The sequence below is a fragment of the Psychromonas sp. SA13A genome, from assembly GCF_011378715.1.
GTDB lineage: Bacteria > Pseudomonadota > Gammaproteobacteria > Enterobacterales > Psychromonadaceae > Psychromonas.
The window spans coordinates 52,603-65,142 of sequence record NZ_WTKU01000014.1 but is presented as its reverse complement, the minus strand read 5'-3'; the positions used below and the strand labels follow the sequence as shown (position 1 = coordinate 65,142).

Genomic DNA, 12,540 nt, shown 5'->3' with positions numbered 1-12,540 from the left:
TTATCACTAAGGAGAAAAGTATGTCCATGAATCCTGTCGGTTGGTTTGAAATTTATGTCGATGATTTAACCAGAGCTAAAACATTTTATGAGGCTGTGTTTGAGGTTAATTTAGAAGTACTAGGTGATCCTGATGACTCAAGCATTCAGATGCTGGCTTTCCCTTCTGATATGGAAAAATATGGTGCTACTGGCGCATTAGTTAAAATGGAACATGTTATTGCAGGCGGAGGAGGCACCCTTGTTTATTTTGCGTGTGATGATTGTGCTATTGAGGCTGAAAGAGCAAAAGCCGCAGGCGGTTCGATACAACGGCCTAAAATGGATATAGGTGAGTACGGGTTTATTTGTTTAGTGCTAGATTCTGAAGGTAATATGATTGGTTTACATTCAATGACGTAATTCGAATCTAGGTTATGGAAATCTAGGATTGGTAAACTATTTTCCTATAAAAAAAGAGCCCTTAGGCTCTTTTTACGTTACTGGAGTTCAGAGAACTTAAGCGCCTAACAATAATTTATCATCATCTAACTCTTCGCCATCTGTACGTGCTTGGGCAAATAGATTTAATAAATCTTTCACTTCGTAATTAGCGCGTTGCTCACCGGCTAAATCAAAGATAATTTTGCCTTCATGCAACATGATTGTACGAGAACCGTGGTCTAACGCTTGACGCATTGAATGGGTTACCATCATCACGGTTAATTGCTTTTCAGCAATGATTTGTGAGGTGATATCCATGATTAATGCCGCTGTTTTTGGATCTAATGCTGCGGTGTGTTCGTCTAATAACAGAATAGTGCTTGGCTGTAGAGCCGACATCAATAAGCTCACCGATTGACGTTGACCACCAGATAATAACCCCATCTGACTTTCTAGACGGTCTTCAATGCCTAAATTCAAACGCGCTAACTGTTCACGAAAAATTTCTCGTGTTTTAGTGTTTAGTGCAGGTGAAAGACGTCCTCTTTTGCCGCGGCCATAAGCTAATGCCATGTTTTCTTCAACGGTTAAATCACCACAAGTTCCTGCTAATGGATCTTGAAAAACACGTGCAATATCTGCAGTTCTTCCCGTTGCAGGTACTTTAGTTACATCACGCTCACCAAATAGAATTTGCCCTTTGGTACTATTGATATCACCAGCAATTGTATTTAACAGTGTTGATTTACCAGCACCGTTAGAACCAATAACAGTAACAAATTCACCTTGCGGTATGGTTAAGTCAATACCACGTAATGCTAACTTTTCAGTGGGTAAACCACGATTAAACGTAACGTGTAACTCTTTACAACTAATCATGCTTCTTTCCTCGCTGCTTGTTTAGCTTTCCATTCATTACGTAGCTTAGGAAAGATCAATGCCAAGGCAACTAGTACTGCCGTGATCAAGTTTAAATCTGACGCACTAAAACCTAAGAAATCAGCATTAAGTGCCATAGAAACAGCTAGTCGATACAATACAGAACCAACAATACAGCTTAATACGATCACATACATTGAACGACTAGCAAACAATGATTGACCAATTATTACTGCGGCTAAACCAACCACGATGGTACCAATACCCATAGTAGAATCGGCAAAGCCATTGGTTTGAGCAAACAATGCGCCAGCTAATCCCACTAATCCGTTGGAAAGTGCTAATCCAGCATAAACTTTTTGCTTGACCACAATACCATTGGCTTGTGCCATACGCTTATTAGAGCCTACAGCGCGCATTGCTAATCCATATTGTGTTTTTAAGAACCAAGCGACTAATAACCCGCCAATCAACGCACAAACAGCTACAAATATAACGCGCATATACATATCAGGCAGACCAAATATGCCTTCGAAAGGCGTTAAAATGGTCGGTTCCATGATTAATGCTACGTTTGGTTTCCCCATTACTCGTAGGTTAATCGTATACAGAGCTGTCATGGTTAAAATACTGGCTAACAAATGTAGAATGTCAAAACGTAAGTTTAACCATGCAGTGACTAACCCTGCACATGCGGCTGCGATGGTGCCAGCAACAGTTGCTAAAAAAACATTAACGCCCATTACAATCAGGGTTGCTGTCACAGCAGCCCCGAGTGTAAAACTACCGTCAACCGTTAGATCTGGAAAATCTAAGATACGAAAAGTAAGGTAAACCCCAATAGCGACTAAGCCATAAATGAGGCCAATTTCTAACGTACCTAAAAATGAAAAAAGTGACATATTGTTCCGTTCTTATTTAATAACTTTAGTTGCACGAGCAAGTACAGCAGCAGGTACTTCTATACCCATTTTTGCGGCCATTTTAGGGTTAACATAAAGGTCAGTTCCTTGCGCCATTTTGACATCAATTGAGCCGGCTTTTTCACCTTTCAGAATACGCACAACGATATCACCCGTTTGACGACCTAAATCGAAGTAGTTGTAACCAACAGCGGCAACAGCACCACGCGCTACGGTATCTGTATCACCTGCAAACACAGGGATTTGCGCATCGATACCCACTTTAATAACGGATTCAACAGCACTAATGATTGTATTGTCGATTGGGCAGTAAATAGCATCTACTTTACCAACCAGTTGTTTTGTTGCGATCATTACGTCCGCAGATTTTGGCGCTGCAGATTCAATCACTTCAATGCCCATTTCCGCTGCTGCAATTTTTAATGCAGCGACACTTGATACTGAATTTGCTTCACCTGGATTGTAAGGTACACCGACTGTTTTTAAGTTAGGCACAAACTCTTTGATCAAGGCTAAATGTTGTCTCACATTCACCATGTCAGATAAACCCGTAACATTACTGCCAGGCTGTTTTAAAGTAGGTACTAATTTAGCACCAATCGGATCCGTTACAGCAGAAAATACAACAGGGATATTACGACTTACACTCACAGCTGCTTGCGCTGAAGGCGTTGCAATAGCGACAATCACATCAGGTTCATCACCGACCATTTTACGAGCAATTTGTGCAGCAATAGCAGGTTGACCCTGAGCACTTTCGTAAGTGAATTTTAATTCGTCACCCGTATAGCCATTTTCTTCTAATACTAATTTAACACCGTCTCGAACTGCATCTAGTGCAGGGTGTTCAACAATCGCTGTGGTTGCAACATAAACAGGTTTAGCTTGCAAACCTGTAGAGATGACTGCAGCAGCCAGTAAAGTACTTTTAATAATTGAATTTAGCTTCATAATTTAATCCCTTAGGTAATAGCAACCATAATAAATAAGTATTCTATTTATGACTAGAATCACGAATTTAATATAATCGATATAAGCTTTGTGTATAGAAGAGTTGATGTCATACCAATCAATAAACTTAAGATATTTATTTTCATTTGGCGTTAATATATTGAGCTTAACGGTACCAGTTAACTTCAATATTACCAAGTACCTATTGAAATACCTATGGGTAAAATGGTTAGTAGATCACTGTAATATTCTAATGTTCTTGTTAAGGCTAAGTCGACCGTTTTATTGTCTTAATTTAAGATCAAAAATATCTATGTTGATCATAAAAAATAGGACTTAAATTTTATTTATTTGATAACAGATAAATTTATCTATCAATTTACCTGAACACAAACAAAAAAAGAGCCCTTAGGCTCTTTTTGAAATCAGTGTTTAAGTCGAAATTAACGACGTAGACCTAATTCTGCGATTAATGCTGTGTAAGCTGCAACATTTTTACGCTTTAAGTAGTCAAGTAATTTACGACGTTGACTAACCATGCGTAATAGACCACGACGGCTGTGGTGATCATGGATGTGCTCTTTGAAATGGCCTTGAAGGTGGTTGATTTGTACTGTGTACAATGCAACTTGAACTTCAGGTGAACCAGTATCGCCTTCTGCGCGACCAAATTTTGCTACAATCTCAGCTTTCTGTTCTGCACTTAGTGACATAACGTACTCCGATATTTTGTGGTTATGTGAATAACCTATTTTAATTATTACTGCCGATCACTAATTCAGCAGTAAAGTGAAGGCCGAAGTTTACGGACTTTTCAACTTAGGTGCAACTATAAAACACGCTTATTTTAGTGCAATGATCCTTTATTAAAAAATAACTTCAACTCAATACAATGAAAGCCCTTCATGAGATTAATTTTTGCCGTATTGCTAGAAAAAATGTGCAACTAATCAGCAGCCGACTGGTAGCCAGCGATGATTTTTCTCAGTAATACTTGTACAAATAGCCACGCTGTAAATATAACCACACTATAACGCTCATAATGTGGCTATATATTGCACGCTAAACCTATCTTAAAGGTTTCAATAGCTCTTTAATCACTGTACTTAAACTTAAAAATACAATTAATACCGCTAAAAGAGGAAGAGTTAACCACATACTCGGATGGAGTTGTATCGGTAATTCAAATCCCCAGGTCATTAAACTTGCTAATATAATCTCTGCAGCAATAGCGGCGACAAAACCAGCACTAACCGCTAACAAACCATACTCAGCCCATAAGGTATGGCTAATGCGTTTTTTGCTTGCGCCTAATGTACGATATAAGGTGATCTCTCTTTTACGTTCGCTCAAGCTTAGACGCAATAAGGTAAAGATTAATAAGATCCCCGCCATCACGCCTAAAGCAGCAAGGCCAGTTAAAGACCATGAGATTTGTCTTAATAACCCCTGTATTTTATCGGCCATGGTACGCAGATCTAATAACGTCACCGTTGGGTATGAACGTGCAAGTTCATTAACTAATGGCGTTTGATCTTGTCCGGCTCTAAAGCTCACCATCCACGTAGTTGGCAAATCAGCAATCACGTCTTCGCTAAAAATAAACACAAAGTTAGGTTTTAAACTTTGCCACTCCACCGCACGAATAGAATTAACCGTCGCCGTAAAGGGTTGGCTATTTACTTCAAAAGTAAGCTTATCACCTAAGGTAACCCCTAATTCACTGGCAACCTCCTGTTCAATAGAAACGGTTTTTTCTCCCGTCCATTCTCCAGCAATCACTTCGTTATAGACCGGTAACTGTTTCGCCCAAGTAAAATTAATTTCACGTTTTAGAATACGCACATCTTTATTTTGGTAAATAGCGAGCTCGGTAGTGCTGACTTCGTTGATATCCGTAATTCGGCCTCTAATAATTGCAAAAGCTTCACTACGTGGTAATTGCAGTTGATCGATCTGTTGTAAGTAACCTTGCTGTTGTTCAGGGCTAATGTTAATAGCAAATACATTGGGTGCATCGGCAGCTAAAGTCTGCTCCCAGTCCCCTAATAGGTCACTTTTAATTAACCAGATTAATGCCACCAGCATCAATGAACCCGATAAAGCAGCCAATTGCATCATGCTATTTTTAGGTGAACGGTTGATACGACTTAACGCTAAACTAAATGCAGCACGCCATTTCAATTTACCTAGCGCTTTTAATAACCCGTAACTGAGTGATGCGAGTAAAACAAATAACACCAATAAACCAATTAACACCATCCATACTAATTTATTACTACCGTAAAATACCACCAAGGCTGTGATCGGTAATAGTAGTAACCACCAACTCGTTTTTGAATAACGTGTGGTCACCTGTTGTTGAATAACATTAATTGCAGGTGCATCTAACAGACGAGTTAAAGGGATCAATAATGCAGGTAAACCAATACAGAGTGCCACACCGATAGCAAACATAAATGGTTGTAGACCAACAGTTGGTAATTGTTTAGGTAAAATATCAACCAATGGTAGGCGTAATAAGAACTCTAATAATAATCCAGCAGCACTACCAACAACAAAAGCAACAACAAACATGATCAGCACTTGTGTACTTAACCACACTCGTAACCAAGCGCGACTAGCCCCCATACTTTTTAACATGGAGACGGTTTCGCTACGATTTCGAGCATAATGTAAACAAGTTAGGATCAAGGTAACGGCAGCCATTAAGATCACCATCAAGATGGTTAATGATAAATACTGCTTAGCTTTTTCCATTAATCCGGCAGCACGACTTTCTTTACTCTGATCAACCCAAGATTCACCCGCTTGTAATTCATAATCCTGTTGCAATTTGGCTAGTGTGGTTAAGTCTCCGTTAATAAATAACCGGTAGCGTACACGGCTCCCGACCTGCACTGCGCCCGTTTTATCCAAATCGCTGGCATGAATAAATAGATTAGGAATGCTGTTAAAAGGGTTATAAGCTAATTCAGGCTCATCTTTAATTAATCCGGTAATAGTTAAATCTGCATCACCAATGGCTAAGGTATCACCTATTTCAGCATCTAAAAGAGACAGTAAACGTGGCGCGATCCATAATTCTCCAGGGTTCACATGATGCGAGATATCATTACTTTTATTGGATAAATTTAATACTCCTCGTAGTGGATAACTAGCTTCAACACTTTTAACTGTTACCAGCTGCATTTTCAGATCACTAAATGCCATAGTCTGGAATCGACTTTGCGATGAAACCGTTAATCCTGCTTGATTGGCCTGTTCTACCAAGGTATCGGGAATAGGATTAGAGGAACGAAATACGAGATCTGCAGCTAATAAAGAGCGACCTTGGTTAGTCATCACTTTTTCAACACGTAGCGCCAGTGTTGATAAAGCAACCACACAGGCAATAATGAGTGTTAATGCGACCATTACTGGCCATAATTGCCCAAACCAGATCTCTCGCCAGCTCCAGCTTATTATCATTTTATTGGTTTTCATGCACTTTCCTGACATTGCCCATCGTTAATAATCAGCGTGCGTTGGCAACGCTTAGCGAGGTTTGCATCGTGGGTCACTAAAATCAGTGTTGTCCCCTGCTCTTGATTCATTTTAAACAACAGCTCAATAATATTTTGTGCGGTTTGTTGATCTAAATTGCCCGTAGGTTCATCGGCAAAAAGAACTTTAGGCTCCGTGACAAAAGCACGCGCCAAAGCTACACGCTGTTGCTCTCCACCTGAAAGCTGTGTGGGTAAGTGAGTTTCACGACCTGTTAAGCCAACTTCTTTTAAAAGTTGTTTGGCTTTCTGATTATTACTGCTTTCATCTTCACTACCACGTAATACCATGGGTAGAGTGACATTTTGTAATGCATTCAAAGAGGGAATGAGTAAGAAGTTCTGAAACACAAAACCAATTGATTCACTGCGAATTTTAGCTCTTTGTTCATCGTCCATAGCTGAAATTTCTGAATCTAATAGAGTAATTGAACCTGATGTAGGTTGGTCTAGCCCTGCAAGTAAACTCATCAAAGTTGACTTACCTGCACCCGAGGTTCCCATAATAGCAACCGATTCACCGGCATTGATGTTAAAGGAAATCCCCTTTAGGATAGATAGTTCGTTATCATTACTTATTACTGATTTAGTAATATTCTTAACACTTATAATGGATTGACTCATGATTAAACTCGTTTCCTTATTATTCTCATTGCTATTTTCGTCTTTGGTTTACAGTAACACGTTACTGATTGTAGGAGATAGCCTAAGTGCCGGTTACCAAATGCCAGTGGAGAAAAGCTGGCCAGTGTTATTACCTGAACAATTAAAACAAAAAAATCAAGAAATTACCGTTGTAAATGCCAGTATTTCTGGAGATACAAGCGGTAATGGATTAGCACGTATACCGGCTTTATTAAAAAAGCATCAACCTGATTTTGTTTTAATTGAATTGGGAGCAAATGATGGATTACGTGGTTTTTCACCCACTATTGTTAGTAATAATTTAAGCATTATTATTGATAATATCCAAGCACAAAATGCACAACCCATTTTAATGCAAATTCGAGTCCCAACTAATTACGGCAAACGCTATAGTGAGGCTTTTTCTAGTATTTATCCTGCCTTAAGCGAACAGAAAAATGTACCTCTGATGCCCTTCTTTTTAGAGGATGTGATCACTAAACCTGAATGGATGATGCGTGATGGTTTACACCCAAAAGTGATTGCTCAACCTTGGATAGCAGAATTTATTGCAACCGAACTAGGCAAAATCATTAAATAATACTCAGCTAGCTAACAATAAGATCACTTAGCTAGCGATATTACTATACCCGTTATCATCCAAGGTGAAAAAATCAGCAAGCCCAAATGTAAAGGTATTATAAATTTGAAAAGAAGTGGTAACGGATCTTAATAAATAAGTGAAAACATTTGACTAATCAAAGCACTAAATAAAAGTAACAATAATTTAACAAAAAAGTGTTCAAAATCACAAGGTTGATTTTAAGTTATTCAAAAGTTTAGTTTTTTAAAGTAAAAGTAATTTGAAATTAAAATGAGGCGGGAATAAAAACTTTCAAATTAAAGTCTCTCCGTATTAATACCATCAAATGTCTAACAGAGGCATCCCATAGAGTAACCCGCCATGATCAAAAACCAAAAAACCGCCACGCTATTTGCGCTACTTGCAGTATTAATGTGGTCGACAGTTGCCACTGCGTTTAAGATAACTTTAACTTACTTTAGTGCATTACAAATGCTACTTGTAGCCAGCTTGGTCAGTAGCTTAGTTTTGCTGTTTATTTGTTATCGACAACATAAAATCACTTTACTTAAAACGAGTTTTTTTAAAAGACCCTATTTCTATCTTTTAATGGGTGCAATTAATCCATTTTTATATTATTTACTGCTTTTCCAAGCCTATGATTTATTGCCTGCGCAACAAGCACAATCACTAAATTATACTTGGGCGATCACCCTCTCGTTATTAGCCGTGCCAGTACTAGGGCAAAAATTACGTAGAAATGACATTATCGCCATTACCTTAGGGTATTTAGGAGCATTGGTTATTGCCACCAAAGGCAATCTATTAGCGCTTGATTTTGAAAGCCCTACAGGTGTTGTTTTGGCTTTATTAAGCACTATACTGTGGGCCTGTTATTGGATATTTAATAGTAAGAATGATGCTGACCCGATGATTGCTTTATTATTATGCTTTTTATGCAGTTTACCCATGGTATTACTAACAGTAATAATATTCGATGATATTAATATCACTGCTTGGCAAGGTTGGTTAGGGGCAACTTACATCGGTCTATTTGAAATGGGTCTGGCTTTTGTGGCTTGGTTAACCGCACTTAAATACGCAGAAAGCACTAGTAAAATAAGTAATTTAATTTTTATCTCGCCCTTTGTTTCTTTACTGCTATTAAGTCAAATCATTGGAGAAACTATCTATCCTGCAACTATCATTGGGTTAGTCTTGATAATCACAGGGCTACTGATCCAGAAAAAGGCTTAGCCGCGCAAATACATCGCAAAAACTAAGTTTATGTTATGTCTGCAATTAATGTTTTTTTAAGAAACCTCAACACAAAAGAAAAACGAGCTAAAACAAAAAAAGCACCAATCACAAGGATTGATGCTTTTTTAAAAGGCTATTTTATTAAACGACTTAATTACATTAGCTAATAATATCTAATAGTAATAATACCTAAAAATCGATCTAGGTATTGATTAAACATTATTTTTTCGCTTTACGTGATAATGAAAAACCAACTAACGCTAAGCCGAGAATAGCAATAGTGCTTGGTGCAGGCACATCAACAACTAATGATGCGTTATTAAATCCAGCGCCTTGGAAAACAGGCTCTTCACCAAAAAGAACAAAACCATTGTTTTCTGAGTCGCCGTTTACCCAACCTTGGATAATACTAGTAACATCAACACTGTAAGTGCCAAATGAATCTGTTTTAACGTTACCTAGAGCAACAGATTGGCTAGTTGATGAATTTGCGTATTCAAACAAAGGTAAAGAACCAGAAGCATCGCTCCATGCACTTTCAACTTGTCCTAATAAAACACTTAAGTCATTAATAGTGTTAAGACGAGAAACAAAATCAATTTCAAACAATGCAGAGAACGTTGAAGCATTAACGATATCTGACGTTAAATTACTTAAATCAAAATCAATAAAAGTCGCAATACGTAAGCCTTCTTGAGATTCATCAGCTCGTTCACGTGAAATAATTTCAGTATTAGATAATGAACCACTATTAACAGAACCAGCAGAATTAAGGTCACCGTCTAATGAAACACTAACGATAGTATCTGGTGTTGAAGTAATCAAAGAAGCTTGTGCCGTTGTCGATATTAATGCTGACATTAAGCAAAAACTAGTTGTTACAGCAATCAATAATCTTTTTGAAGTTAACATATTATATTATCCTTTTAATTATTACCGTCATAAGTAGGTAATGCATACACTATTTATTAGGTATCTCTAAAAGAGTATTATGCATAATTCGTGCCGTTATATATATCTGTTTATTTTCAATAAGATAATTAAATCAACTCGTTGAGATTAACTTATATAGTAAAATAATCCGACACCTATTTCGGGCTATTTTTCAATTTTATGCAATAAAAACTATATTAAACCTGTTTTAATGTAAAAATAATCGACACTATGTGACTAGATAAAGCAACTGATTAACTACCAACTTACCTTCCAAGCGCTAAAGCCTTGCAAAAAAACATATTGCCAATAACTTACTTAATAAAGTGAACAAAACTGCTTGAGATCTATTTAAATAACCCAATCAGGGCATTTAAACCAACAACAACGAATTGAGTTAGATTGATGAGTTATTAATATTATTTAAGGAGCTCAAAATAAGGAAGAGAGTAAAAAAGACAATAAATTAGGAGCTTGAATTTTAGATAAAGAAGAAGCTTAAATTTTAGATATAGAAAAATTAGCTTTAAGCTTGTTCTTTTATGAAAATTCTTTCTTGGAATGGACTTGAACCGTCATGACCAGAATTAGATGCGGGGATTTTAATATCAAAGAGCCTATATATTAGAGACTCAAATTTTAGATATAGAAAAATTAGCTTTAAGCTTGTTCTTTTATGAAAATTCTTTCTTGGAATGGACTTGAACCGTCACGACCAGAATTAGATGCGGGGATTTTAATATCAAAGAGCCGATATATTAGAGACTCAAATTTTAGATATAAAAAAACCAGCTATAAGCTGGTTCTTTTATGAAATTGGTGCCCGGAGACCGACTTGAACCGTCACGACCAGAATTAGATGCGGGGATTTTAATATCAAAGAGCCGATATATTAGAGACTCAAATTTTAGATATAAAAAAACCAGCTATAAGCTGGTTCTTTTATGAAATTGGTGCCCGGAGACGGACTTGAACCGTCACGACCATAAGTCGAGGGATTTTAAATCCCTTGTGTCTACCGATTTCACCACCCGGGCAAAGATTGTAATGGAGGCGGAACCCGGAGTCGAACCGAGGTGGATGGATTTGCAATCCACTGCATGGCCACTCTGCCATTCCGCCAAAACATTTGGAGCGGTACACGAGACTCGAACTCGTGACCCCGACCTTGGCAAGGTCGTGCTCTACCAACTGAGCTAGTACCGCATCACTATGTTTATCTCAAGAAGAAGCAGTAACTGTTTCCCCTCTCGATGTGTGCGCATTCTAATGATTCTTCACAATGAGTCAATAGATATTATCGACTTTTTTACTTCTTTTAGGTTGTTCGACGTTTTTTTAGACGAAGCGTTTAGATATTCAGCAATTTACAGCTCATTACTCTTTTTTAATAAAGGCCATGCCGCTGCAAGATAAACAATCATCGACCATAGCGTTAATGCCGTTGCCACATATAAGAAAGTAAAGCCTACCCATTCCATTTCTATCGAGTGTTGCCAAATTAACAAAAATAACGCTAACATTTGCGATGCGGTTTTAATTTTACCAATAGATGAAACAGCAACACTTGCTCGCTCACCCAATTCAGCCATCCATTCACGTAATGCAGAAATAATAATTTCGCGGCCAATCATAATCATTGCAGGCACCGTTATCCAAATAACTGAGTAGTGCTCAACAATCATCACTAACGCAACGGACACCATGATTTTGTCTGCAACGGGATCTAAAAATGCGCCAAAGGGGGTTTGTTGATTTAAACGACGCGCTAAATAACCATCTAACCAATCTGTTACGCCTGCGAGCCAAAAAATAAAGGTGGCAAGGGGGGCTGACCAAGATATTGGTAGATAAAAGATAACTACAAATACAGGGATCAGAAGAATTCGAAAACAGGTTAATAAATTGGGAATGTTGAGCATTAAAATATCCTTTAAGGTAAGCCTGCTTATTTTTGCATTTTATGGTTTACATTTGCAAATGCTTAACTCATAAAGTAGGCAATTAATAGCAATATATTTCAGCTTACAAAATGAATCACCTTCATCTGCATTGATAAAGAGAGATAGATCAAAAAATACGGTGCATTAAATACATTACAGTAATAATGAAGCTCGCACTTCATATAGGAAATCAATCCCAGTATTTTCATTGGAGTGTATCGCGATGATGTTGCAAAATGATGTTCAAAAGTTAAAAGCTCTTGATTAATAGTTAAGAGCTAAGCCTACTTAATCTAAAACCTTTAATGCTTCTGCCCCTCATCAAAATTCACTATTAAACAATCAATACTAATGATGCAAAACATCATGAATCGTTTCGGCCAAACTTTTGCTTATTCCATTTAACTTAGCTAACTCATCAATACTCGCAGATTTCACTCCCTGTAAACCGCCGAAATGCTGAATTAAACCATATAG

11 protein-coding genes and 3 tRNA genes are annotated in these 12,540 nt (G+C 37.6%); 3 read left to right on the top strand and 11 right to left on the bottom strand.

The genetic code is table 11. The features are described from left to right. The first annotated feature begins 20 nt into the window (after positions 1–20). A complete protein-coding gene (locus tag GQR44_RS13040; protein ID WP_166372191.1) occupies positions 21–401 on the top strand; it encodes a VOC family protein in 381 nt (126 codons plus the stop codon). Between the two features lie 96 nt (positions 402–497). Here GQR44_RS13040 and GQR44_RS13035 read toward each other — a convergent pair whose 3' ends face one another. The 6 genes from GQR44_RS13035 to GQR44_RS13010 form a co-directional block, all read right to left on the bottom strand. Further along, the gene (locus tag GQR44_RS13035) at positions 498–1,301 is read right to left on the bottom strand and encodes an ABC transporter ATP-binding protein (protein WP_166372190.1); all 804 of its coding nucleotides are present in this window, start codon (positions 1,299–1,301) and stop codon (positions 498–500) included. Then, the gene (locus GQR44_RS13030) at positions 1,298–2,203 is read right to left on the bottom strand and encodes an ABC transporter permease (RefSeq protein WP_166372189.1); all 906 of its coding nucleotides are present in this window, start codon (positions 2,201–2,203) and stop codon (positions 1,298–1,300) included. The genes GQR44_RS13035 and GQR44_RS13030 overlap by 4 nt, the downstream gene beginning before the upstream one ends. 12 nt (positions 2,204–2,215) lie before the next feature. Continuing rightward, the gene (locus GQR44_RS13025; RefSeq protein WP_166372188.1) at positions 2,216–3,175 is read right to left on the bottom strand and encodes an ABC transporter substrate-binding protein; all 960 of its coding nucleotides are present in this window, start codon (positions 3,173–3,175) and stop codon (positions 2,216–2,218) included. A gap of 443 nt (positions 3,176–3,618) precedes the next feature. Beyond that, positions 3,619–3,888 carry a 30S ribosomal protein S15 gene (gene rpsO / locus GQR44_RS13020; protein ID WP_028870486.1) on the bottom strand — a complete coding sequence of 90 codons (270 nt, stop codon included), beginning with the start codon at positions 3,886–3,888 and terminating at the stop codon, positions 3,619–3,621. A 355-nt stretch (positions 3,889–4,243) separates the two neighbouring features. Continuing rightward, complete coding sequence (locus GQR44_RS13015) at positions 4,244–6,661, bottom strand: FtsX-like permease family protein (protein WP_240923656.1); 2,418 nt, start codon at positions 6,659–6,661, stop codon at positions 4,244–4,246. Next, positions 6,658–7,344, bottom strand: a complete 687-nt coding sequence (locus GQR44_RS13010) for an ABC transporter ATP-binding protein (protein WP_166372186.1) — start codon at positions 7,342–7,344, stop codon at positions 6,658–6,660. The genes GQR44_RS13015 and GQR44_RS13010 overlap by 4 nt, the downstream gene beginning before the upstream one ends. Here GQR44_RS13010 and tesA point away from each other — a divergent pair. Beyond that, complete coding sequence (tesA, locus tag GQR44_RS13005) at positions 7,343–7,945, top strand: multifunctional acyl-CoA thioesterase I/protease I/lysophospholipase L1 (RefSeq protein ID WP_166372185.1); 603 nt, start codon at positions 7,343–7,345, stop codon at positions 7,943–7,945. The two genes, GQR44_RS13010 and tesA, sit on opposite strands and share 2 nt — an antisense overlap. 363 nt (positions 7,946–8,308) lie before the next feature. Beyond that, complete coding sequence (locus GQR44_RS13000) at positions 8,309–9,184, top strand: DMT family transporter (RefSeq protein ID WP_205963069.1); 876 nt, start codon at positions 8,309–8,311, stop codon at positions 9,182–9,184. Positions 9,185–9,406: 222 nt separating this feature from the next. On the opposite strand, the gene GQR44_RS12995 is transcribed toward GQR44_RS13000, so the two are convergent. The 5 genes from GQR44_RS12995 to pgsA all read right to left on the bottom strand — a co-directional run bounded on the left by GQR44_RS12995 (position 9,407) and on the right by pgsA (position 12,042). After that, positions 9,407–10,099: a PEP-CTERM sorting domain-containing protein gene (locus tag GQR44_RS12995; protein ID WP_166372228.1), complete on the bottom strand. Its 693-nt coding sequence runs from the start codon at positions 10,097–10,099 to the stop codon at positions 9,407–9,409. Positions 10,100–11,071: 972 nt separating this feature from the next. Beyond that, positions 11,072–11,157, bottom strand: a tRNA-Leu gene (locus tag GQR44_RS12990). An 11-nt stretch (positions 11,158–11,168) separates the two neighbouring features. Then, positions 11,169–11,242 (bottom strand) — tRNA-Cys (locus tag GQR44_RS12985). Positions 11,243–11,250: 8 nt separating this feature from the next. Continuing rightward, positions 11,251–11,326, bottom strand: a tRNA-Gly gene (locus GQR44_RS12980). Positions 11,327–11,487: 161 nt separating this feature from the next. Beyond that, positions 11,488–12,042: a CDP-diacylglycerol--glycerol-3-phosphate 3-phosphatidyltransferase gene (gene pgsA / locus GQR44_RS12975; protein WP_166372184.1), complete on the bottom strand. Its 555-nt coding sequence runs from the start codon at positions 12,040–12,042 to the stop codon at positions 11,488–11,490. Positions 12,043–12,540: the final 498 nt, after the last annotated feature.